The 23254-nt window shown below is 61.1% G+C and carries 23 protein-coding genes and 1 other RNA gene; 13 read left to right on the top strand and 11 right to left on the bottom strand.

Going from position 1 to position 23254, the window contains the following annotated elements; all coding sequences use genetic code 11:
* Window positions 1-16 precede the first annotated feature (16 nt).
* Both ssrS and L6D63_RS06780 read left to right on the top strand, forming a co-directional pair.
* Window positions 17-195, top strand: a non-coding RNA gene (gene ssrS, locus L6D63_RS06785) — 6S RNA.
* A gap of 80 nt (window positions 196-275) precedes the next feature.
* Window positions 276-881 carry a 5-formyltetrahydrofolate cyclo-ligase gene (locus tag L6D63_RS06780; protein ID WP_131670663.1) on the top strand — a complete coding sequence of 202 codons (606 nt, stop codon included), beginning with the start codon at window positions 276-278 and terminating at the stop codon, window positions 879-881.
* Window positions 882-916: 35 nt separating this feature from the next.
* Here L6D63_RS06780 and L6D63_RS06775 read toward each other — a convergent pair whose 3' ends face one another.
* Complete coding sequence (locus tag L6D63_RS06775) at window positions 917-1072, bottom strand: hypothetical protein (RefSeq protein WP_086792358.1); 156 nt, start codon at window positions 1070-1072, stop codon at window positions 917-919.
* A 197-nt stretch (window positions 1073-1269) separates the two neighbouring features.
* Between L6D63_RS06775 and L6D63_RS06770 the strand changes: the two genes are divergently transcribed.
* The 4 genes from L6D63_RS06770 (at window position 1270) to L6D63_RS06755 (ending at window position 6648) form a co-directional block, all read left to right on the top strand.
* Window positions 1270-1719, top strand: a complete 450-nt coding sequence (locus tag L6D63_RS06770; protein ID WP_121182555.1) for an EVE domain-containing protein — start codon at window positions 1270-1272, stop codon at window positions 1717-1719.
* Between the two features lie 122 nt (window positions 1720-1841).
* Window positions 1842-2807, top strand: coding sequence for an HlyD family secretion protein (locus L6D63_RS06765; protein WP_131670664.1), 966 nt, complete (start codon window positions 1842-1844; stop codon window positions 2805-2807).
* A complete protein-coding gene (gene rbbA, locus L6D63_RS06760) occupies window positions 2804-5530 on the top strand; it encodes a ribosome-associated ATPase/putative transporter RbbA (protein ID WP_131670665.1) in 2727 nt (908 codons plus the stop codon). The genes L6D63_RS06765 and rbbA overlap by 4 nt, the downstream gene beginning before the upstream one ends.
* The gene (locus L6D63_RS06755) at window positions 5530-6648 is read left to right on the top strand and encodes an ABC transporter permease (RefSeq protein ID WP_131670666.1); all 1119 of its coding nucleotides are present in this window, start codon (window positions 5530-5532) and stop codon (window positions 6646-6648) included. Before rbbA ends, L6D63_RS06755 begins: the two co-directional genes overlap by 1 nt.
* Before the next feature lie 16 nt (window positions 6649-6664).
* Here L6D63_RS06755 and L6D63_RS06750 read toward each other — a convergent pair whose 3' ends face one another.
* The gene (locus L6D63_RS06750) at window positions 6665-7072 is read right to left on the bottom strand and encodes a flagellar basal body-associated protein FliL (RefSeq protein ID WP_027610485.1); all 408 of its coding nucleotides are present in this window, start codon (window positions 7070-7072) and stop codon (window positions 6665-6667) included.
* A gap of 150 nt (window positions 7073-7222) precedes the next feature.
* On the opposite strand from L6D63_RS06750, the gene L6D63_RS06745 reads away from it, so the two are divergent.
* Complete coding sequence (locus tag L6D63_RS06745; RefSeq protein WP_047297223.1) at window positions 7223-8200, top strand: NADPH:quinone oxidoreductase family protein; 978 nt, start codon at window positions 7223-7225, stop codon at window positions 8198-8200.
* Window positions 8201-8282: 82 nt separating this feature from the next.
* Here L6D63_RS06745 and L6D63_RS06740 read toward each other — a convergent pair whose 3' ends face one another.
* Window positions 8283-8897: an energy transducer TonB gene (locus tag L6D63_RS06740; protein WP_131670667.1), complete on the bottom strand. Its 615-nt coding sequence runs from the start codon at window positions 8895-8897 to the stop codon at window positions 8283-8285.
* Window positions 8898-9074: 177 nt separating this feature from the next.
* Window positions 9075-9704, bottom strand: a complete 630-nt coding sequence (locus L6D63_RS06735; RefSeq protein ID WP_131670668.1) for a flagellar basal body-associated protein FliL — start codon at window positions 9702-9704, stop codon at window positions 9075-9077.
* A 226-nt stretch (window positions 9705-9930) separates the two neighbouring features.
* On the opposite strand from L6D63_RS06735, the gene glpT reads away from it, so the two are divergent.
* On the top strand, window positions 9931-11280 hold the full coding sequence (glpT, locus tag L6D63_RS06730; protein WP_003229323.1) for a glycerol-3-phosphate transporter: 1350 nt from the start codon (window positions 9931-9933) through the stop codon (window positions 11278-11280).
* Here the strand turns inward: glpT and L6D63_RS06725 are convergent.
* The gene (locus tag L6D63_RS06725) at window positions 11256-11924 is read right to left on the bottom strand and encodes a gamma-glutamylcyclotransferase (protein WP_041072057.1); all 669 of its coding nucleotides are present in this window, start codon (window positions 11922-11924) and stop codon (window positions 11256-11258) included. The genes glpT and L6D63_RS06725 overlap by 25 nt on opposite strands.
* A gap of 353 nt (window positions 11925-12277) precedes the next feature.
* Here L6D63_RS06725 and L6D63_RS06720 point away from each other — a divergent pair, with 353 nt between their 5' ends.
* A complete protein-coding gene (locus L6D63_RS06720; protein ID WP_095668050.1) occupies window positions 12278-12751 on the top strand; it encodes a sn-glycerol-3-phosphate transporter in 474 nt (157 codons plus the stop codon).
* A gap of 9 nt (window positions 12752-12760) precedes the next feature.
* Here L6D63_RS06720 and L6D63_RS06715 read toward each other — a convergent pair whose 3' ends face one another.
* From L6D63_RS06715 to L6D63_RS06690, 6 genes are all read right to left on the bottom strand, one after another.
* Window positions 12761-13729, bottom strand: coding sequence for a CDP-6-deoxy-delta-3,4-glucoseen reductase (locus L6D63_RS06715; protein WP_047297226.1), 969 nt, complete (start codon window positions 13727-13729; stop codon window positions 12761-12763).
* On the bottom strand, window positions 13729-15195 hold the full coding sequence (ubiD, locus tag L6D63_RS06710) for a 4-hydroxy-3-polyprenylbenzoate decarboxylase (protein ID WP_007968427.1): 1467 nt from the start codon (window positions 15193-15195) through the stop codon (window positions 13729-13731). Before ubiD ends, L6D63_RS06715 begins: the two co-directional genes overlap by 1 nt.
* 69 nt (window positions 15196-15264) lie before the next feature.
* Window positions 15265-17265, bottom strand: a complete 2001-nt coding sequence (locus L6D63_RS06705; protein WP_131670669.1) for an acyltransferase family protein — start codon at window positions 17263-17265, stop codon at window positions 15265-15267.
* Window positions 17266-17458: 193 nt separating this feature from the next.
* Window positions 17459-18718, bottom strand: a complete 1260-nt coding sequence (gene rho, locus L6D63_RS06700) for a transcription termination factor Rho (protein ID WP_003229334.1) — start codon at window positions 18716-18718, stop codon at window positions 17459-17461.
* 247 nt (window positions 18719-18965) lie between these two features.
* On the bottom strand, window positions 18966-19295 hold the full coding sequence (gene trxA / locus L6D63_RS06695; RefSeq protein WP_003206727.1) for a thioredoxin TrxA: 330 nt from the start codon (window positions 19293-19295) through the stop codon (window positions 18966-18968).
* Between the two features lie 120 nt (window positions 19296-19415).
* Window positions 19416-20123: a FadR/GntR family transcriptional regulator gene (locus L6D63_RS06690; protein WP_131670670.1), complete on the bottom strand. Its 708-nt coding sequence runs from the start codon at window positions 20121-20123 to the stop codon at window positions 19416-19418.
* Between the two features lie 256 nt (window positions 20124-20379).
* Here L6D63_RS06690 and L6D63_RS06685 point away from each other — a divergent pair, with 256 nt between their 5' ends.
* Genes L6D63_RS06685 through L6D63_RS06670 form a run of 4 tightly spaced genes read left to right on the top strand, consistent with a single transcriptional unit; the run spans window position 20380 to window position 23227 of the window.
* On the top strand, window positions 20380-21165 hold the full coding sequence (locus L6D63_RS06685) for a transporter substrate-binding domain-containing protein (protein ID WP_131670671.1): 786 nt from the start codon (window positions 20380-20382) through the stop codon (window positions 21163-21165).
* A gap of 22 nt (window positions 21166-21187) precedes the next feature.
* Window positions 21188-21856, top strand: coding sequence for an amino acid ABC transporter permease (locus L6D63_RS06680; protein ID WP_047297230.1), 669 nt, complete (start codon window positions 21188-21190; stop codon window positions 21854-21856).
* A complete protein-coding gene (locus tag L6D63_RS06675) occupies window positions 21853-22503 on the top strand; it encodes an amino acid ABC transporter permease (RefSeq protein WP_041072041.1) in 651 nt (216 codons plus the stop codon). The genes L6D63_RS06680 and L6D63_RS06675 overlap by 4 nt, the downstream gene beginning before the upstream one ends.
* Window positions 22490-23227 (top strand): amino acid ABC transporter ATP-binding protein, encoded by a 738-nt coding sequence (locus L6D63_RS06670; RefSeq protein WP_131670672.1) that lies wholly within the window; start codon window positions 22490-22492, stop codon window positions 23225-23227. The genes L6D63_RS06675 and L6D63_RS06670 overlap by 14 nt, the downstream gene beginning before the upstream one ends.
* The last annotated feature ends 27 nt before the right edge of the window (window positions 23228-23254 follow it).

Genomic DNA, 23254 nt, shown 5'->3' with positions numbered 1-23254 from the left:
TGAGGTATACTCGCGGCACTCCCTGGGGTGCTTGCCAGTTGACGATGTCCCTGAGCCGATTTGCACTACCCTGGAGGTTGCACGTTGGGCTGGTGTGCATGTCCGCCAGACGGAAAGCCTTAAAGTCTACTGCATCCTCCACCTTGAACTTTCGGGTTCAAGGGCTAAGTTGACAGCGGTTCATCCGGGGAGCCTGATTCGAATCCGATGCCGGTTTTTGCCGGCATCGGATTTTTTATGCGTGCGTTTCCGCCCTCACCTGCCGAAGCCGAACCATGACCGAACCCGCGCTGCTGCCCCGCCCGCAACTCCGCCGTCTGCTGCGCAAGGCGCGCCGCGCATTGACCCCGAGCGAACAACGCCAGGCCGCCAAAGGCCTGTTCCGCCAACTGGCGCAAGACCCGCACTTTCGCCGGGCCAGACACATTTCCCTGTACCTGCCCACCGACGGTGAAATCGACCCGCGCCTGCTGCTGCGCGAAGCCCAGCGGCGCGGCAAGGCCACCTACCTGCCAGTGCTCAGTGCCTGGCCGCGAACCAAGATGGTGTTCCAGCGGATTCGCCCGGGCGACAAGCTCAAGCCCAATCGCTTTCGCATTCTCGAACCGCGAGCCAATCTGGCTCAGCAACGCAGGATCTGGACCCTGGATCTGGTGTTGCTGCCACTGGTTGGGTTTGACGATGTCGGCGGACGGCTGGGGATGGGCGGCGGATTCTACGACCGCAGTCTGGCCTACCTGGCCCGGCGCAAAACCTGGCGCAAGCCGACGTTGCTGGGGCTGGCCCATGAATGTCAGAAGGTCGAACGCCTGGCGCAGGCCAGCTGGGATGTACCGTTGCAGGGCACGGTCACCGATAAGGCGTGGTATTTCGCAGGATAGACGCCGCGCAGGTCAGCGGCGTCGGGAAGGCTGTTTCAGCGCTTGAACGCGGTCGACTGTTGGACCTGTTGCGCGACTTCAATCGGTGCATCGGTCTTGCTGGTCCACAGACTTTGCGCATAACCGGTGGTTACGACGCCGAGGCCGAACAAAATAACCAAAGTCCATAGCAAATCCGGTTTGCGTTTCATCGATTGCCCCCCTCAAGGCACATCATCACGATGACAGCAGCGGTTTCCGTTCGTAGGCCGTGCAGCAGCGTCAAGCTTTAAAGGCCGGCATTTTGCGACAACGTGAACCCGGGCGCAAATGCTGACGTCAACCGACCGTCGGTTTGTCATAAAATTGCCCGACAACCTGTCCAATCACCGCTTGAGGAGCAAAAGACATGGCCTATTGGCTGATGAAATCCGAGCCGGACGAACTCTCGATCAAAGGCTTGGAGACACTCGGAAAAGCGCGCTGGGACGGGGTTCGCAACTATCAGGCGCGCAATTTCCTGCGGGCGATGGCGGTCGGGGATGAGTTCTTTTTCTACCACTCCAGTTGCCCGGAACCGGGGATTGCCGGAATCGGCAGGATTATTCAGGCAGCGTACCCGGATCCCACCGCACTGGACCCCGAAAGCCATTACTTCGACCCGAAAGCCACGCCCGAGAAAAACGCCTGGAGTGCCATCGATGTTGCACACGTCGAGACCTTTGCCCGGGTGCTGAAACTGGATTATCTGAAGCAGCAGACCGCACTGGCCGAGATGCCGCTGGTGCAAAAAGGCAGCCGTCTTTCGGTCATGCCGGTGACCGCCGACCAGTGGGCCGTCGTGCTCGGATTGCGTTGAGAACTCTCCGGTCACGGTTTTTTACCCGAAAAAAGGGCTAGGCTTGGCGCTCATTTGACTGACATCAAGCGAGTGAAACGCTTGAACAGTCAGACTGGACGCCACAGCCGCAGGATGCCCCCATGTCGACGCACAGCCGTTCTTCACTTCTATATGCCGGTTCGCTCCTGGTGTTACTCGCCGCCGCTGGTGGCCTCGGTTACTGGATGTCGATCAGCAGCCGGCTGGTCGAGGGGCTGTCGATGGGCAACGGGCGCCTGGAAGCCACCGAGGTGCAGATCGCCAGCAAGACTCCCGGGCGCCTGGCCGAGGTGCTGGTGGATGAAGGCGACAAGGTCAGCAAAGGACAACTGCTGGCGCGCATGGACACCCGCACCCTCGAAGCCCAGCGCAATCAGGCCGAAGCCGAAGTCCTGCGCGCCCGGGAGAATCTCAACGCCGCTCAGGCCAATGTGCAGTTGCGTCAGAGTGAGCTACTGCTGGCCCAGCAAGAGCTCGGCCGCTCGCAGTCACTGTTCAAGCACGGTTACGTCAGCGCGCAGATCATCGATCAATTGCAGTCGCGCATTGGCACCGGCAACGCTGCGGTGACCGCAGCCCGCGCCCAGGTATCTGCCGTCAGCGCAACAATCGGCGCAGCGCAGGCGCAGGTGGCGCAGCTGACCAGCGAAATCGACGACAGCCTTCTGCGCGCGCCGATTGATGGCGTGATCCAGCTGCGCATGGCCGAACCCGGCGAAGTGCTGGGTGCCGGCGGCCGGGTCTTGTTGCTGATCGATCCCAACGACCAGTACATGAACCTCTATCTGTCAGCTGCGGTGTCCGGGCGCCTGGCCGTGGGCGACGAGGCGCGCGTGTTGCTTGATGCCTTGCCCGATAAACCGCTGCCGGCAAAAATCAGTTTCGTCGCGGCCAAATCGCAATTCACCCCCAAAGAAGTCGAGACCCGCGACGAGCGACAAAAACTGGTGTTCCGCGTCAAGTTGCGCCTGACCCAGCCCAGCGCCGTGCCACAGGCCAAGCCCGGCATGCCCGGCGCCGGCTATGTGCGGATCGCACCCGTCGAATGGCCGGCCAATCTGCAATGAGCAGCCTTGCGGTTCAAGCGAACGGTATCGCCCACCGCTACGGCAAACAGCAAGCGCTGAACGAGATCGCCTTCAGCCTGCCCGCCGGAACCCGCTGCGGGTTGATCGGCCCCGATGGCGCGGGCAAGTCCAGCCTGTTGGGGTTGATCGCCGGCGTGAAAACCCTGCAACAAGGACAACTGGAAGTGCTCGGAGGCGCGATCCAGGATCGCCGACATCGGGACACACTCTATGCACGCATCGCCTTCATGCCGCAGGGGCTGGGCGGCAACTTGTACCCCGAACTGTCGATCCGCGAGAACATCCAGTTCTTCTCGACGCTGTTCGGCCTGTCCAGGGCTGAAAGCAAGCAACGCATGCACAGCCTGTTGCTCGCGACCGACTTGCTGAAATTTGCCGAGCGCCCCGCCGGCAAGTTGTCCGGCGGCATGAAGCAGAAACTCGGGCTGTGCTGCGCGCTGATCCATGAGCCCGACCTGTTGATCCTCGATGAGCCGACCACTGGCGTCGACCCGCTCTCGCGCCGGCGTTTCTGGGAGCTGGTCGACGACGTGCGCAGCCAGCGCCCGCAACTGACGCTGCTGGTCGCCACGGCGTATATGGAAGAAGCCGAGCAGTTCGAGCATTGCCTGATGCTCGACGCCGGCCAGTTGATCGCCACCGGCTTGAGCCGCGAGCTGGCGGCCGTCACCCCCAGCGGCAAACTCGATGACGCCTTTACCCATTTCCAGGGTGACAGCCAGCACGACGCTCAACCGTTGGTGATTCCACCGCGCACCGGCAACAGCAATGACATCGCCATCCAAGCCCACGACCTGACGCTGCGCTTCGGCGACTTCACCGCTGTGGATCACGTCAGTTTTGCCATTGGCCGTGGCGAGATTTTCGGTTTTCTTGGCTCCAACGGCTGCGGCAAGACCACCACCATGAAAGTCCTGACCGGGCTGATGCCGGCCAGTGAAGGCAGTGCAACGCTGCTCGGCAACCCGGTGAACGCCAAGGATCTGGCCACGCGCAAGCGGGTCGGGTTCATGTCGCAGAGCTTTTCGCTGTATGGCGAACTCAGTGTGCGACAGAACCTCGAGCTGCACGCGCGGCTGTTCGACCTGCCCACAACCGAGAGCGCACAGCGCATCGAGGCATTGATTCAGCGCTTCAATCTGCTCGCGGTCGCCGACCAGCCTTCCGGGGCATTGCCATTGGGACTGCGCCAGCGTCTGTCGCTGGCGGTGGCAGTGCTGCACCGCCCGGAAGTGCTGATCCTCGACGAGCCGACCTCCGGTGTCGATCCCGCAGCCCGCGATGACTTCTGGCGACTGTTGATCGAGTTGTCCCGTGAACAAGGCGTGACGATTTTCCTCTCCACGCATTTCATGAACGAAGCCCAGCGCTGCGACCGCATCTCACTGATGCACGCCGGCAAGGTCCTCGCGTGCGATACCCCGGCGGCTCTGCAACGCCAGTTCGCCGGAGAGACGCTGGAAGCGGCCTTCGTCACTTGCCTGGAACAGGCGCAGGGCGTTCAGGCATCGGCGCCTGAGGCCGAGCCGCAAATGGCGCCGCCGAGCGCAGCGACAACGCCAATGCCGCGTCACGGTTTCAGCCTCGGTCGCCTGTTGGCGGTGGCCCGTCGCGAAGGCAAGGAACTGCTGCGCGACAAGGTGCGCATGGCGTTCGCACTGGCGGGGGCGATTTTCATGATGGTGATTTTCGGCTACGGGATTTCCCTGGACGTGGAAAACCTCGCGTTCGCCGTGTACGACCAGGATCAGACGCCGCAGAGCCGGGCTTATCTTGAGGCGTTTCGCGGCTCCCGCTACTTCGACGAACAGCCGGCCATTCATGACCCACAGGAGCTGCACCGGCGCCTGCAACGCTCGGAAATCAAACTGGCACTGGAGATCCCGCCCGGATTCGGCCGCGATTTGTACGCCGGGCGCCAACCCGCTGTGGCGGCGTGGCTGGATGGCGGCATGCCGTTTCGCGCCGAAACCAGCCGCAACTATGTTGAAGCCGTGCACCTGGCCAATCTTCAACAACTGGCCGAGCAAAGCAGCCCTGCGCTGGCCCGCCCGACAGCGGCCAGTCTGGAAACCCGTTTTCGCTACAACCAGGACGTGGTCAGCGTCAACGCCATCGGCCCCGGGGTCATGGCGCTGATCCTCGCCTTCATTCCAGCGATGCTGACGGCGTTGGGCATCGTGCGCGAAAAGGAATTGGGCTCGATCACCAATTTCTACGCCACGCCCCTGACCCGCTTGGAGTTTCTGCTGGGCAAGCAGGCGCCGTACCTGCTGGTCAGTCTGGTCAACCTCGCGCTGCTGGTGGCGATGAATCGCTGGCTGTTCGGCGTGCCGTTCAAGGGCAGCCTGCTGACGCTGGCATTCGGCGGCCTGCTGTACGTGCTGGCGACTACCAGCATGGGCCTGCTGATTTCGGCGTTCACCCGCACACAAATCGCCGCGATCCTCGGCACCATGATCATCACCAGCTTGCCGACCATCCAGTTCTCCGGGTTGATCGTGCCGCGCTCGTCACTGGAGGGTGCGGCTGCGGTGATGGGCATGCTGTTTCCCGCGGGGCACTTCCTCGACATCGCGGTGGGCACGTTCACCAAAGCGCTGGACGTGCGTCAGCTATGGCCGCAGTGCCTGGCGCTGTTCGGGTTCTTTGTCGGGTTCACCGGGCTGAGCCTGATCATGCTGAAAAAGCAGGAGGCCTGATGCACAAGTTCGCACATATCTTGCGCCTGGGACTCAAGGAACTGACCAGCCTGCGCCATGACAGCGTGTTGCTGCTGTTTCTGTTCTACGCCTTCACCGTGGCGATCTACATGCCCGCCGCGGGTTCGGTGATTGGCGTACACAACGCCAGCGTGGCCATCGTCGACGAAGACCACAGCGCCCTCTCGCGTCAGTTGGCCCAAGCCCTGCAGCCGCCAGAGTTCCAGACGCCTGTACTGTTGCCTTACCCTCAGCTGGACCAGGTGATGGACAGCGGTCAATACACCTTCGTCATCAACATTCCGGCGGGGTTTCAAACCGATCTGCTGGCGGCGCGGCAACCGGCGATTCAGGTCAATGTCGACGCCACGGCCATGAGCCAGGCATTCATGGGCGCTGGCTACATTGGCCGGATCTTTCAACGCGAGTTACTCGACTATGCAGATCAGGGTGAAGCAGCGACCAAGGCGCCGGTGCTACTGACTACTCGCGCCCTGTTCAACACCAATCTGGAGGGTGGCTGGTTTCTGGCGGTGATTCAGATCGTCAACAACATCACCATTCTGGCGATCATCCTCACCGGCACGGCGCTGCTGCGCGAACGCGAACACGGCACGCTCGACCACTTGCTGGTGCTGCCGCTGACGGCGCTGGAAATCATGCTGGCGAAAATCTGGAGCAACCTGCTGGTGGTGGTGCTGTGCACCTGGTTGTCGCTGGAAGTGGTGGTCAAAGGCCTGCTGGGCGTGCCATTGGCCGGCTCGATGAGCCTGTTTTTACTGGTGACGGCGGTTTATCTGTTTGCCAGCACCGCGCTGGGCATCTTTCTGGCGACGCTGGCGCGTTCGACGCCGCAGTTCGGCCTGCTGGCGATTCCAGTGATCATCCCGATGTTGCTGCTGTCGGGCGGCAGCACACCGCTGGACAGCATGCCGCAATGGTTGCAGTGGGTGATGCAGGGCTCGCCGTCCACGCACTTTGTCAGCCTCAGCGCCGCGATTCTGTTTCGCGACGCCGGGCTGAGCGTGGTCTGGCCGGACTTGCTGGCGCTGACGGCCATCGGCCTGCTGTTCTTCCTCATTGCGCTGGCACGCTTTCGCAAAAGCCTGGCGTCCTGAACAGCGGTCAGTGTGGTTACTGAATGATCAGGTTGTTGAACAACAGATCTTCAACCACCGGCTTGCCGGTCTCGTCATTCATCACTTGCTGGGTCTGCTTCAGGGCTTCCTGACGCAGCTTTTCCTTGCCTTCGATGCTGCCCATCGCCTCGGTGGTCTGCTGAGTGAACAGCGCCACCAGTTGATTGCGAATCAGCGGTTCATTGGCCTTGACCAGTTTGGTCGCCTCTTCACCGGTCACACGCAGCGCCACGTCGGCCTTGTAGACTTTCAGCTTCGGCGTGCCGTCCAGCCCGTAATTGCCCACAAACGGCGGGCTCAGGGTGATGTAGTTGACTTTCGGCGCCTCGCCTTCTTTGGCTTCTTCGGCCAGCGCTGCCACAGGCAGAGACAGGGCCAGCAACAACATGATCCACGCTTTCACAATTCGCTCCTTATCCGGTTTGCGGCCTAGCATAACGACCCGCCGCGCAAGCACAAGCTTATGGCTGACTATCAGGGCCGGGCATGCTCGTTGACCCGTTGACTGACATACCTACACTTATCGGCCATCACTCCCAAAGGAATAGCCCTGATGAAAGCCGTGCTGTGCAAAGCCTTCGGCCCTGCCGAATCGCTGGTGCTGGAAGACGTCGCCAGTCCTGTCGCGAAGAAGAACGAAATCCTGCTGGAGGTGCACGCCGCCGGGGTCAACTTCCCGGACACACTGATCATCGAGGGCAAGTATCAATTCAAGCCGCCCTTCCCGTTCTCCCCCGGGGGCGAAGCGGCCGGCGTGGTCAGCGCCGTCGGTGAAAAGGTCAGCCATCTGAACGTCGGCGACCGGGTCATGGCCCTGACCGGTTGGGGCAGTTTCGCCGAACAGGTCGCGGTGCCGGGCTACAACGTGCTGCCAATCCCGCCGTCGATGGATTTCAACACCGCCGCCGCATTCAGCATGACCTACGGCACCTCGATGCACGCCCTCAAGCAACGGGCGAACCTGCAACCGGGCGAGACCCTGCTGGTGCTCGGCGCTTCCGGTGGCGTCGGCCTGGCGGCAGTGGAGATCGGCAAAGCCATGGGCGCCCGGGTCATTGCCGCCGCCAGCAGCGCGGAAAAACTCGCCGTCGCCAAGGCGGCTGGCGCCGATGAACTGATCAACTACAGCGCAACCAGCCTCAAGGACGAAATCAAACGCCTCACCGACGGCCAGGGCGCCGACGTGATCTACGACCCGGTCGGCGGCGACCTGTTTGACCAGGCCATTCGCGCCATCGCCTGGAACGGCCGCCTGCTGGTGGTCGGCTTCGCCAGCGGACGCATCCCCGAACTGCCGGTCAACCTCGCGCTGCTCAAAGGTGCAGCCGTGCTCGGCGTGTTCTGGGGCTCCTTCGCCCAGCGCCAGCCACAGGACAACGCAGCGAACTTCCAGCAACTGTTCGGCTGGTTCGCCGAAGGCAAGCTGAAACCGCTGGTGTCGCAGGTGTACCCGCTGAGCAACGCGGCGCAGGCGATCAACGATCTGGGGCAGCGCAAGGCGGTGGGCAAGGTGGTGGTGCAGGTGCGCTGAGTTTTTCCCGGCCGGCGCCCCTTGGAGCCGGCCCGATTCGCGCCAGGCAGCAACACAGCTTCACTCTCAGCGGCGCTGGTTATCAAAGCAACTCACGAACCTCTCCCGGCAGAAAACTCATGTATCTCCGCATGGGGGCCTCCCGGCAGCCTCTGACGATCATCGGTACGCGCCGATTCATCCTGGCGATGATTGCCAGACGTTGATCATCGGCCAACTGACTCTTGTGGATCGCGTTCGAAAGGTAAGCGCGGGTGTAATGAAACACGTCCGCGTCGACCCAGGCGTACTCAGGCATGCTCCTGAAACTGCCATTGATGACATGACACTTCACTGACTTCAGCCACTGATTGAGGTGGATCGGCTCGTCCCGGCCCAGTCGAAAGAGCATCGGTGCCACCACGGGCTGTTCTGCAGGCCGCCCGTCTTCAGCCGTCCAGGGCTTGAAGCGCCACTGTGTTATTGCATCTTTGACCGCCTCAGCCAGATCAGGGTGATCACTTTGCACAATGCTGATCGCGCTGACCGAACCATCCGCCTTGACGACAAAACTGACCCTGACTTCGCCTTCGACCCCGGCCCTGTGCAACAGCTTCGGGTAAATCGGCTTGGGATTGTTTTCCGGTATAAGTAACCCTTCCGCTGCCAGCGCAAGACTGAAGATCGTCAATAAAAGCCCAGCAAAGAACCACCGCATGATCTCGCCCCTTCCCGATTGAGATGCCTGTCCGGCAACAACAGAAAGGTTACGGAGCACTGCCTGTTAACTGAATGGCGCAGCTTCGCTATTGAATGCAGGACATTTCCTGATCCTGACAAGAAAACAGGCGAACGCCCTGCGCAACGGGCTTCAGGTACATTTTCTGACGGATGTTTAGCCGCCGCTGGTCGCTGCCGCGTCGCCCGGCAATAGATGCTCCTGAACCTTCAGGCTGCGAGACGGAAGCAGCCGTCCCTTGTCATCGAAGCGCAGGACGATCAGCCAGTCGAAGACGTCATCCGGCCATTTTTCCTGCCCCATCAGCGCTGTGGGATCGCCACCAAAGGCCTTGAGCAGTTTGTTGATGTGGCCGTGGTGCCAGGCGATCAGCACCGTTTGCGCCAGATTGCTCTTGCGCAACAGTTTGACCAATTGATGCAGATCGCCATTGACGTAGGGCTGCTCGATCGCGAGGTTCAGGCGTTGGGCCAGCGGGGTCAGGGTCAGGCGCGAGCGCGAACTCTCCGGGGTGTCGCCGGCAGCGATCAAACGCTGCGGGGTGAGCACCTGGCCGTCGAGTTGCAGCGCAGTGAAATAGTCGACGTAGGCAGCTGCACGCTGTTCGCCCCGGGCGTTGAGCACAGATCCGACATCCGGTTTTTCCGCATGCCGGATGATCAGCACCGTAGCGTTGCGCAGGCCGGAATGGGAAGGATGATCAGTGACGATCAATGTCAGCAGCACAACGGCGAGCCCCGCCGCCACCAAGAACCTCGGCACCAACATGCGAACCTTCAGGGCCATTTCCTATCTCTGCTGATCAATTGGCTGAACGGGCCGCGAGTCTATGCCACACCGTGTTGATAAGTGGTGAAAACGTCCTGTTTTTACAGCTGAGCGACAGGTTCGTAAAAGAACATGCGACTTCCAACATTTTCCGCTGTTTTGCCGATGCGAACCGGTGCTATTTTCGGTAACGAAACTGTAACATTCGCATCCGCAGTCAAAACAAGAAATCTGGAGCTCTTGAATGTTTGCTTTCTTTCGTCCTGCCGCACATCAGGCTCCATTGCCTGAAGAAAAAATAGACAGCACTTACCGACGCCTGCGCTGGCAGATCTTCGCCGGTATCTTCTTTGGCTACGCGGGTTACTACCTGCTGCGCAAAAACTTCTCGCTGGCCATGCCGTACCTGATCGACGAAGGCTACAGCCGTGGCGATCTGGGTCTGGCGATGTCGGCCATTGCCATCGCCTACGGTCTGTCGAAGTTCCTGATGGGCCTGGTGTCCGACCGTTCCAATCCGCGCTACTTCCTGCCGTTCGGCTTGCTGGTGTCGGCTGGAGTGATGTTCATTTTCGGTTTCGCGCCGTGGGCGACGTCCAGCGTGACCATGATGTTCATCCTGCTGTTCATCAACGGCTGGGCCCAGGGCATGGGCTGGCCGCCGAGCGGGCGCACCATGGTGCACTGGTGGTCGCAGAAGGAACGGGGCGGCGTGGTCTCGGTGTGGAACGTGGCGCATAACGTCGGCGGCGGTCTGATCGGCCCGCTGTTCCTGATCGGCATGGGCCTGTTCAATGACTGGCACGCGGCGTTCTACGTCCCGGCAGCGGTAGCGCTGGGCGTGGCGGTGTTTGCCTTCATCACCATGCGCGACACCCCGCAATCGGTCGGCCTGCCGCCGATCGAGAAGTACAAGAACGACTACCCGGAAGGCTATGACGCCAGCCACGAAGACGAATTCAGCGCCAAGGAAATCTTCGTCAAATACGTGCTGCGCAACAAAATGCTCTGGTACATCGCCATGGCCAACGTTTTCGTCTACCTGCTGCGCTACGGCGTACTGGACTGGGCGCCGACCTACCTCAAAGAGGCCAAGCACTTCGACGTCGACAAGACTTCGTGGGCTTATTTCTTCTACGAGTGGGCGGGCATTCCGGGCACGCTGCTGTGCGGCTGGATGTCGGACAAGATCTTCCGTGGCAACCGTGGCCTCACCGGCATGGTGTTCATGGCACTCGTGACCGTGGCGACGCTGGTGTACTGGCTGAACCCGGCCGGCAACCCGACCGTGGACATGATCGCGCTGTTCTCGATCGGTTTTCTGATCTACGGCCCGGTGATGCTGATCGGTCTGCAGGCGCTGGAGTTGGCACCGAAGAAAGCCGCCGGGACGGCAGCAGGCTTCACCGGTCTGTTCGGCTATCTGGGCGGTTCGGTCGCAGCGAGTGCGGCGATGGGCTATACCGTTGACCACTTCGGCTGGGACGGTGGTTTTGTCCTTCTGGTGGGCGCTTGCCTGCTGTCGATGGCCTTCCTGGCCCCGACGTTATGGCACAAGCAAGTCGCCAGTCAGAGCCGCGAAGCCGTCGCCTGATCGGCTTTTGCCTGACAGCGCTTGAGCCGCGCCTCCAGATTTCGATCCGGCATGGCGTGGCTGCGCAGGGCGTGGGCGGTCTGCTCGACATAATCGCGAGTGGTGCCGTAGCGCCCGCAAGCGCTTTCGAACACCTGACTCAGCACATGATCCGGCAAGTTGCCGGCATAGCTGGGCAGGTGTCGCTCCAGAACAAACCCCAACGCCTGAACCTGACTGCCATCTTCGAGCCGGCAGTTCAGCCAGTGCGGGCGATAGGACGGGAACGGCATCTCGCGTTTCCACAGCGCGTACAGCGCAGCGTCCAGATTCTCTTCCGGCAGCCGATAGGCGAAGCCGCTGCACGAACCGCCACGATCCAGACCGAACACCAGCCCGGGCATTTCCGGCGTTCCACGATGCTCATGCGACCACAGGTACAAGCCGCGATGGTAACCGTGGACTCGCCCGCGCACCCGCTCCACCGCCGTGCACTCCGGGCGCCAGATCAGCGAGCCGTAAGCGAACAGCCACACCGGTCCACCCTTGTGGCGCGCCATGGTCGATTGCATCGAGACGAGAAGTTGTTCGTGGGTCAGCTGCGGCCCCAGATCGAGCCGCGGAGGGTAAGCCAGATTCACAAAAGCAGATTCAATGGCTGTCATGACGGAAGTGTTCGGCCCCGCAAGTATTACAAGATGTAAGCACAATTCGCTTGATAGAACATATAGCAGTAACTGTAAAACGAAAAGTGCTAAAGGATGTATGACCCGCCTGACAACGATAATGCGGGATCATCTGCCCGGTTATCCGGTTTTATATAGCCTAATACCCTTGCAGCAATATCTTAAATACCCGAATGAAATATGCATAAGCCTTCACTTGTTCAGGTTTCGTTCATGAAGGCGCGGGAAACTACCTACTAAAATGTCGGACTTTCTTTCTTCTCCGTCGCTGAACGCCTACGTATAACGGCCTTCCTCTGGCGCAAGCCATCCCGTTTAACCGAGGCTGCACAATGAACATCCGAAGACTTCTGACCGTATTGCTGATGACTCAGACCGGCCATGCATTGGCCGCGGACGATGGGCAGGACAAGGGTTTCTGGTATGCCCAGACCAGCGTCTACACCCGACATTATTCGCCTGACCCCGAACACAATAATCATCAGGACTTGATCGGCATCGAACGCAATGAGGCTTCAGGCTGGGTCTTTGGCGGGGCAACTTTCCGTAACTCGTTCCGCCAGCGCTCGAACTACGCCTATGCCGGCAAGCGCTATGACAGCAGTGAGTATCCGGTGTATCTGAAAGTCACCGGTGGGCTGTTGCAGGGTTATCGCGGTGACTACAAGGACAAGATCCCGTTGAACCGCTATGGCGTTGCGCCAGTGATCATTCCGTCCGTCGGGACTCACTACGGCCCATTGGCCGCCGAGCTGGTGTTTCTCGGCGCCAATGCGGCGATGGTGACTAGCGGCGTACGTTTCTAGGGGCGGGGCTCAAGAACGCGGCGCGTAGGCAAATACGTCGGCGCGCATCTGGTGTGCATCCATCCCGGCTTCCACCAGCGCATCCAGCGTGCCGTAGACCATCGCCGGCGAGCCGCTGGCGTAGACGTGGAGGGCCTTCAGATCGGCGAAGTCCTCGCACACGGCCTGGTGCAACATCCCGCAGCGCCCTTCCCAACCGCACTGGTCGCTGACCACTTTGTGCAGGAACAGATTGGGCAGCTTCAGCCATTCGTCCCAATGCTCGATGTCGTAGAAATCGTCCGGGCGACGCACGCCCCAGTACAGATGCACCGGGTGTTTGAAGCCGTTGGCGCGGCAGTGTTCGATCAGGCTGTGAATCTGGCCCATGCCGGTGCCGGCGGCGATCAGCACCAGCGGCCCGTCAGGCAATTCGGCAAGATGCGTGTCGCCGAACGGCAGTTCGACGCGCACCAGCGGGTTGCGCTGCAGTTGCTCGATCAGGCTCAGCGCACTGGCCTCACGGGCCAGCACGTGGATTTCCAGATCCCGTCCGCCGTGCGGTGCCGAGGCCATGGAGAACGCTGACTTTTCACCGTTCTCGCGCTCGATCATCAGGTACTGCCCGGCGTGATAACGCGGTGGCTTGCCGGCCGGCGCACGCAGGCGCACGCGCCAGGTGTCGCCGCCGACGTCCCGGCATTCGATGACCTGACACGACAGGCTGCGCACCGGCAGTTCTCCCAGCGCGAGCACGCCATCCCACAGCAGGACGCAGTCTTCCAGCGGCTCGGCTATGCAAGTGTAGAACTCGCCGTGGTCCTGCACCTTGCCGGCCTGCTCGACCCGGCCTTCCACCAGCAGCGCCGCACACACGTGGCAATTGCCGTTGCGGCAGCTTTGCGGGCAGTCGTAGCCCAGGCGCCGCGCACCATCGAGAATCCGCTCGCCGGGCCGTATCTCAAGCACCGCTCCGGAGGGCTGCAGGGTTACACGCATCAATCTATTCCTAACTGATTCCAGATGGCATCGATCCGCTGGGTGACGGCGTCGTCCTTGACGATCACACGGCCCCACTCGCGAGTGGTTTCGCCCGGCCACTTGTGGGTGGCATCCAGGCCCATTTTCGAGCCCAGGCCCGAGACTGGCGAGGCGAAGTCGAGGTAGTCGATCGGCGTGTTGTCGATCATCACCGTGTCGCGCTTGGGGTCCATGCGCGTGGTGATGGCCCAGATCACGTCGTTCCAGTCGCGGGCATTGATATCGTCGTCAGTGACGATAACGAACTTGGTGTACATGAACTGTCGCAAAAACGACCAGACACCGAGCATCACGCGCTTGGCATGCCCCGGATACGACTTCTTCATCGTCACCACGGCCATGCGGTACGAGCAGCCTTCCGGCGGCAGGTAGAAGTCGGTGATTTCCGGGAACTGCTTCTGCAGGATCGGCACGAATACTTCATTCAGCGCCACGCCAAGGATCGCCGGTTCATCCGGCGGACGGCCGGTGTAGGTGCTGTGGTAGATCGGTTTGATCCGGTGGGTGATGCGCTCGACCGTGAACACCGGGAAGCTGTCGACTTCGTTGTAGTAACCGGTGTGGTCGCCGTACGGGCCTTCATCGGCCATTTCGCCCGGATGGATCACGCCTTCGAGGATGATTTCGGCAGTGGCCGGCACTTGCAGGTCGTTGCCGCGGCACTTGACCAGCTCGGTGCGGTTACCGCGCAGCAGGCCGGCGAAAGCGTATTCGGAAAGGCTGTCCGGCACCGGCGTCACGGCGCCGAGGATGGTCGCCGGGTCGGCGCCCAGCGCGACCGACACCGGGAACGGCTGGCCCGGATGCTTTTCGCACCACTCGCGGAAGTCCAGCGCACCGCCACGGTGGCTGAGCCAGCGCATGATCACCTTGTTGCGGCCGATCACTTGCTGACGGTAAATACCGAGGTTCTGGCGCTCCTTGTTCGGGCCTTTAGTGACAGTCAGGCCCCAAGTGATCAGCGGACCGACGTCGCCGGGCCAGCAGGTCTGCACCGGCAGCATCGCCAGGTCGACGTCGTCACCTTCGATAACCACTTCCTGGCACACCGCATCCTTGACGACTTTCGGTGCCATCGAAATGATCTTGCGGAAGATCGGCAGCTTCGACCACGCGTCCTTCAAGCCCTTCGGCGGCTCCGGCTCCTTGAGGAAGGCCAGCAGCTTGCCGATCTCGCGCAACTCGCTGACCGACTCGGCGCCCATGCCCATGGCTACCCGCTCAGGGGTGCCGAACAGGTTGCCGAGCACCGGAATGTCATAACCGGTGGGTTTCTCGAACAGCAGCGCCGGGCCCTTGGCCCGCAGCGTGCGATCGCACACCTCGGTCATTTCCAGCACCGGCGAGACGGGAATCTGGATGCGTTTCAACTCTCCGCGCTGCTCAAGCTGCTGCACGAAATCCCGAAGATCCTTGAATTTCATTGACGATGGCACCCTCAAAATAGGCGTACATCCTACCTGCTATGCAGCCCTGTGGCAGCCTGTCGCTGCTTACTTGGCTGCATTGGTCTGCGCTTTCCCCCGGTTTTCCCGGGCTTGCAGGCTCATAAACAGCGGCTCGAGGATCGGCGCAACGAAGCGTGCGCCGACTTCGGACAAGTGATTGTCGTCGGTGTACAGCGAATAGCCGCCGAGTTCAGCGTGGCACAAGCCTTTGTCATCGCACAGCCGTGGCGCCGGATCGACCACGCGCACGGCCGGATCCTCCTGCGCAAGTTGCGCAAACAGCTGACTGATGAACACCTGGCGTTTGTGGTGCGCTTCGACGTCCAGCCCGACGTCATCGACCGGACGATCAAGCATCGCCAGACGTGTCAGCCGATAGGGCGGACTGAACGCCTGCAGCGGCGCCTCTTTCACCAGCCATACGCGATGCCCGCCGGCACGCAATTGCGCCACTCGGGCCCGCAGACCTTCGGCCAGGCGCCGCTCGGCGTCGGCACGATCATAGCGGCCATCGGTGGTTCTCAGCACATGGCCCAGATCACCTTTGGCATCGCCGTACAGGTACAGGCTCCAACGCGCAACCAGCACCACATCGCTGACCGATTGCGCCTTCAGCCCCTGCTCGACACGCTGGTTGAAACGCGCACAGACACCGTCATGTTCCAGCCCATCGACCGGAATGCAGCCGGGAGAACTGGCCAGGATCACGCTCACGCCGTAGGCCTTGGCGCCGTCATCGAACACCGGGATCAGCGCCGTGGCGTGACTGTCGCCCCAGACCATGGCGCGGCTCGGCAGGTCCGTCATGCCGTAATGGCAGAACAGCTTGTCGTCCGGGGTCTTGTCATCCGCCAGACACGCCATCAGCTCAGGCCGCCACTCGCGGCCCTTGGCGTATTGCAGGGCCTGCTCGGACAGGCGCCATGGCAGGCCATCGGTCCAGCGCAGCGATTGCCCGGCCAGACCGAGCACCAGGATGCCGCAGAAACCGGCCAACAGAATCTGCCGACGGCCGGCGAGCAAACGCCGTTCACGGAACGGCGTTTCGACGAACTTCCATGACAGATAACCCAGCACCAGGGTCAGCAGGATCAACCCGGCCGTGTCGAGCGCGCCCGGCTCATCGACGCTGGCGTAGCTGGAAAACACGAACACCGGCCAGTGCCACAAGTACCAGGAATAGGAAATCAGGCCGAGGCCGACCATCACCCGACTGCTCAACAATTGACCAACCAGCGTTTCGCGATGACCGTTGGCCAGAATCAGCAGCACCACGCCCAGTACCGGCAATAACGCTGTGGCACCCGGGAACGGCGTCGACTTGTCGTAGACGAACACTGCCAGCAGGATCAACCCCATGCCCAGCAGGCTCAAGGCCTGGGCGGCCAGCGGTTTCAAACGCCAGGCGTGTTTCGGCGCAATCGCCAGCATCGCCCCGGCCAGCAGCTCCCAGGCACGCATCGGCAGCAAGAAGAAAGCTTTTTCCGGATGATGATTGATCGCCCACACACTCAGCCCGAACGACACCAGCAGCACAGCGAACAGCGCCAGCCGCCAGTGTTTCAACCGGCTCGAGAGCAGCGTCAGCAGCAGCGGGAAGAAGATGTAGAACTGCTCTTCCACCGCCAGTGACCAGGTATGGAGCAGCGGTTTCAAGTCAGAGGCGACGTCGAAGTAACCGTCCTGGCGCATGAACAGAATGTTCGAGACGAACGTCACCTGATAGCGCACCGAGCGCCCCAGCTCTTCGTAGTCCTTGGGCGCCAGCAGGAACCAGCCCACCGCCAGCACCGCAATGATCATCGCGAACAGCGCCGGCAGAATCCGCCGCGCACGCCGAGCCCAGAACTCGACGAAACTGAAACGCCCGGCTTGACGCTGGTTCCAGATGATCGAGGTGATGAGGTAGCCGGAAATCACGAAGAACACGTCCACGCCGACAAAACCGCCGGTAAACCCCGGAACGCCAAAGTGGAACAGCACCACGGCGATCACCGCAACTGCGCGCAGGCCGTCGATATCCCTTCGATAAGCGAGTGTGCTCATAAAATCTTTAATGCCAATCAGATGGTGGTTTTTATACAGCGCGAGCCCGAGTCGAGAGGCTCGCGAGCGCTGCTGGTTGTAGTGCCCGATCACAGACCTTACCAGATCGGGAACCTCCCATAATCCGGGCAAAATTCAGGCAAAAAAATGGCGCCCCGCGCGGGACGCCATTTTTATCGGTTCAGCGGCGATGTTACTTGCGTTTCATCGACAGGAAGAACTCGTCGTTGGTCTTGGTCGTTTTCAGCTTGTCGACCAGGAACTCGATGGCAGCCACTTCGTCCATCGGGTGCAGCAGCTTGCGCAGAATCCACATGCGCTGCAGTTCGTCATCGGCAGTCAGCAACTCTTCGCGGCGGGTGCCGGAGCGGTTGATGTTGATGGCCGGGAACACACGCTTCTCGGCGATCTTGCGATCCAGAGGCAGCTCCATGTTGCCGGTACCCTTGAACTCTTCGTAGATCACTTCGTCCATCTTCGAACCGGTTTCAACCAGCGCGGTGGCGATAATGGTCAGCGAGCCGCCTTCTTCGATGTTGCGCGCAGCACCGAAGAAACGTTTCGGTTTCTCCAGGGCGTGAGCATCGACACCACCGGTCAGCACCTTGCCGGAGCTCGGGATCACGGTGTTGTAGGCACGGGCCAGACGGGTGATGGAGTCGAGCAGGATCACCACGTCCTTCTTGTGTTCGACCAGGCGCTTGGCCTTCTCGATCACCATTTCGGCAACCTGCACGTGACGGGTCGGCGGTTCGTCGAAGGTCGAGGCAACCACTTCGCCGCGCACGGTACGCTGCATTTCGGTCACTTCTTCCGGACGTTCGTCGATCAACAGCACGATCAGGTGAACTTCAGGGTTGTTACGCGCGATGTTCGCGGCAATGTTCTGCAGCATGATCGTTTTACCGGCCTTCGGCGGTGCAACGATCAGACCACGCTGGCCTTTGCCGATCGGGGCGCACAGGTCGATCACACGACCGGTCAAGTCTTCGGTGGAACCGTTACCGGCTTCCATCTTCATGCGCACGGTCGGGAACAGCGGGGTCAGGTTCTCGAAGAGAATCTTGTTCTTCGCGTTCTCGGGACGATCGAAGTTGATCGTGTCGACCTTGAGCAGCGCGAAGTAACGCTCGCCTTCCTTTGGAGGGCGGATCTTGCCAACGATGGTGTCACCGGTACGCAAGTTGAAACGACGGATCTGGCTCGGCGAGACGTAGATATCGTCCGGGCCGGCGAGGTAGGAAGCGTCAGCGGAGCGCAGGAAGCCGAAGCCGTCCTGGAGAATCTCCAGCACGCCATCACCGGAGATTTCCTCGCCGCTTTTCGCGTGCTTTTTCAGCAGGGAGAAAATCACGTCCTGCTTGCGCGAACGGGCCATATTTTCTATGCCCATCTGTTCGGCCAATTCGAGCAGTTCGGTAATCGGCTTTTGCTTGAGTTCAGTCAGATTCATATAGGAATGACGTAATCATTTATGGAGGGGGGAAATTAAGCTTTTGGCTTAATGAGGCCGCGCCGCGGAGAAGGCGACAGGATCGCGAACTTGTTCGAAAAGGAGTGCGTCGGCGACGGCTAGCAGGGGGCAGTGGAGAAACCAGTGCGGGGCCGAATGTACCACCTGAGTTTCGGAGCGTCTAGCCCTGAATACGCAAAAAGCCCCGCAAATTGCGAGGCTTTTTTTTGGCGATTTACAGCGACGCTTAGATGTTGGCGTCGAGGAAAGCAGCCAGTTGCGACTTCGACAGGGCGCCGACTTTGGTCGCTTCAACGTTGCCGTTCTTGAACAGCATCAGCGTCGGAATACCACGCACGCCGTGCTTGGCCGGGGTTTCCTGGTTTTCGTCGATGTTCAGTTTGGCAACGGTCAGTTTGCCTTTGTAGGTCTCGGCAATCTCGTCCAGAACCGGAGCGATCATTTTGCAAGGGCCGCACCATTCAGCCCAGTAGTCGACCAGTACAGCGCCTTCGGCCTTGAGTACGTCGGCTTCGAAGCTGGCGTCGCTAACGTGTTTGATCAGATCGCTGCTCATGGAATTCTCCAGGTTGTAAGCAAAAAAACGTGGCCCATCATATCCGCCCTTCCCTTGTTCAGGAAGCCGCAGTTGATTGAGTCTTGCTATGGCGCCCCATGAGTCTGGGTATAGCCCAAGTCACGCAGTGGCGGGGGCGATGAAGGCGATCCCGGTGCGCAGCGCCGCATTGCGCACGTGCTCTTGCATGGCCTTCTGGGCGGCGGCGGAAGCCCGGCGCGCGAGGGCACGAAGGATCTTGCGGTGTTCCTGCCAGGTCTCCATCGCCCGTTCGGCGCGGATGAACGGTAGCTTCTGGCTCTCAAGAAAGATTTCGGCGCTGGCGGTGAGGATGCTCAGCATCGCCTGATTGCCGCTGGCCAGCAGAATGCGCCGGTGGAATTCGAAGTCGAGTTTCGCTGCGGCCTCGAAGTCCCCAGCCTTCAATTGCTCGCGCATTGCCGCAACGTTGTCCTCTAGCGCATCCAGATCGATCGTGCTCAAGGTCACCGCCGCCAGCCCGGCGGCAAACCCCTCCAGTGCATAGCGCAACTGAAAGATGTCCAGCGGCGAGGCCTGCGCCGCAAACGGCCAGCCCGGCGCATGGTCACCCTGCGCAATGTCCACCGGTGCCAGCACGAACACGCCTTTGCCCGGCTGGATGCTGACCACGCCTAGCGCACTGAGCGACGACAGCGCCTCGCGCAACGACGCCCGACTGACCCCCAGTTGCACCGCCAGATCCCGTTGCGACGGCAACGCATCGCCCGCACCGAACCCCTGTTCGGTGATCAGTTTGCGAATCGCTTGCAGCGCCACTTCGGGTACGGCGCGGGAGATCGAGTTCATGGTTTTTAAGATGAGTCAGGCCAAGGTGCGGCTAGTTGTAAAGCTATTCGCCGGATCCGGCAAGTCGTGCCCCAGCGGGGTTCGACGCCTTGGCGCAATGCGCTATCGAGGTGCGAAAAACATCCTGACTGTTCAGACCAGTAAGACCGAAAGAACACGCCAAATCCGCGGCCTGCGCGGCATCCGGCGCGGTGTTGGCACGGCGCATGCTCTGTCCGATCGCAGAAAACACTTCCCGCCGATCCGGAGATTTGCCATGAGCCTGCGTTACAGCGCCCTCCTCACCGCCCTGTTTGCCAGCCTGATGCTGAGCCAGGTGCCCGCCCACGCCGACGGTCTGGATGACGTGGTCAAACGCGGCACACTGAAAGTCGCCGTGCCTCAGGACTTCCCGCCGTTCGGCTCGGTCGGCCCGGATATGAAACCCCGTGGCCTGGACATCGACACGGCCAAACTGCTGGCCGAGCAGCTCAAGGTCAAACTCGAACTGACCCCGGTCAACAGCACCAACCGCATCCCGTTCCTCACCACCGGCAAGGTCGATCTGGTGATTTCCAGCCTCGGCAAGAACCCGGAGCGCGAAAAGGTCATCGACTTCTCCCACGCCTATGCGCCGTTCTACCTCGCGGTGTTTGGCCCGCCTGACGCAGCGATCAGCAGCCTCGACGACCTCAAGGGCAAGACCATCAGCGTCACCCGTGGCGCCATCGAAGACATCGAGTTGACCAAGGTCGCCCCCGAAGGCGTGACCATCAAACGCTTCGAGGACAACAACTCGACCATCGCTGCCTACCTCGCCGGCCAGGTCGACCTGATCGCCAGCGGCAACGTGGTGATGGTCGCGATCAGCGAGAAAAACCCAAAACGCGTGCCGGCGCTGAAAGTGAAGCTCAAGGATTCGCCGGTCTACGTCGGCGTGAACAAGAACGAGCCGGCGCTGCTGGGCAAGATCAATGAGATTCTCGCCACCGCCAAGGCCGACGGCGCGCTGGAGAAAAACTCGCAGACATGGCTCAAAGAGCCGCTGCCGGCCGATCTCTGATCGATCGCGCGGGAGACAATTGATGGCTTATCAGTTCGATTTCATGCCGGTGGTGCAAAACACCGACCTGCTGCTGCGCGGCGCTCTGTTCACCCTGGAACTGACGGCGATTGGCGCGCTATTCGGGGTCGGCGTGGGCATCGTCGGCGCGTTGGTACGGGCGTGGAACATTCGCCCGTTCTCGGCACTCTTCGGCGTCTACGTCGAGTTGATCCGCAACACGCCATTTCTGGTGCAGCTGTTTTTCATCTTTTTCGGCTTGCCGTCGCTTGGGGTGCAGATTTCCGAGTGGCAGGCGGCGGTGCTGGCAATGGTGATCAACCTCGGCGCGTACTCGACCGAGATCATCCGCGCGGGCATCCAGGCGATTCCGCGCGGGCAATTGGAAGCCGCTGCCGCACTGGCGATGAGCCGTTTCGAAGCGTTCCGCCATGTGATCCTGCTGCCGGCGCTGGGCAAGGTCTGGCCGGCACTGAGCAGCCAGATCATCATCGTCATGCTCGGCTCGGCGGTGTGTTCGCAGATCGCCACCGAGGAGCTGAGCTTCGCTGCCAACTTCATTCAGTCGCGCAACTTCCGCGCCTTTGAAACCTACGCGCTGACCACGCTGATCTACCTGTGCATGGCGCTGCTGATCCGCCAGTTGCTGAACTGGGTCGGCCGCCGCTATATCGCGAGGAGCAGCCGATGAGCGACTTCACCTTCTGGGACATCCTGCGCAACCTGCTCACCGGCCTGCAGTGGACGCTGGCGCTGTCGCTGGTGGCGTTCATTGGTGGCGGGATCGTCGGCTTGCTGATTCTGGTCATGCGCATCTCGAAAAACCCGTTGCCGAGCAACATTGCCCGCACCTGGATCGAACTGTTCCAGGGCACACCGCTGCTGATGCAGCTGTTCCTGGTGTTCTTCGGCGTGGCGCTGGCCGGGATCGAAATTTCGCCGTGGATGGCCGCGGCGATTGCCCTGACGCTGTTTACCAGTGCCTATCTGGCGGAGATCTGGCGCGGTTGCGTCGAAGCGATCCCTCACGGTCAGTGGGAAGCGTCATCGAGCCTGGCGCTGAATCCGCTGGAGCAACTGCGCTACGTGATCCTGCCGCAGGCGCTGCGCATCGCGGTCGCGCCGACCGTGGGCTTCTCGGTGCAAGTGGTCAAGGGCACGGCAGTGACCTCGATCATCGGTTTCACCGAGCTGACCAAGACCGGCGGCATGCTCGCCAACGCCACATTCGAACCTTTCATGGTCTACGGCCTCGTCGCCCTCGGCTACTTCCTGCTCTGCTACCCCTTGTCGCTCAGTGCGCGCTACCTGGAAAGGAGACTGCATGCCTCTGCTTAGAATTTCCGCCCTGCATAAATACTACGGCGATCACCACGTGCTCAAAGGCATCGACCTGAGCGTCGAGGAAGGCCAGGTGGTGGCGATCATCGGCCGCAGCGGCTCGGGCAAATCGACCCTGCTGCGCACCCTCAATGGCCTGGAGTCGATCAATGACGGGGTAATCGAAGTCGACGGCGAGTACCTCGACGCCGCCCGCGCCGACCTGCGCAGCCTGCGGCAGAAAGTCGGCATGGTGTTCCAGCAGTTCAACCTGTTCCCGCACCTGACCGTGGGCGAAAACGTGATGCTCGCGCCGCAAGTGGTGCAGAAGGTACCGAAGGCCAGGGCGGCCGAACTGGCGCGCAAGATGCTCGAACGCGTCGGCCTGGGAGAGAAGTTCGATGCGTTTCCGGATCGGTTGTCTGGCGGGCAGCAACAGCGCGTGGCGATTGCCCGGGCACTGGCGATGTCGCCGAAAGTGTTGCTGTGCGATGAAATCACTTCGGCGCTGGACCCGGAACTGGTCAATGAAGTGCTGGCCGTGGTGCGCCAACTGGCGAAAGAAGGCATGACGCTGATCATGGTCACCCACGAAATGCGTTTCGCCCGGGAGGTCGGCGACAAACTGGTGTTCATGCACCATGGCAAGGTGCATGAAGCGGGGGATCCGAAGGTGTTGTTTGCCAACCCGCAGACGGCGGAGCTGGCGAATTTCATTGGTACCGTTGAAGCCGCCAACTGAGCCGGCACGCTCCTGTGGCGAGGGAGC

This window comes from Pseudomonas parakoreensis (assembly GCF_021602155.1).
GTDB classification, from domain to species: domain Bacteria; phylum Pseudomonadota; class Gammaproteobacteria; order Pseudomonadales; family Pseudomonadaceae; genus Aquipseudomonas; species Aquipseudomonas parakoreensis.
Note: the sequence above shows the minus strand (reverse complement) of the source record. Positions and strands in the feature narration are given on the sequence as shown.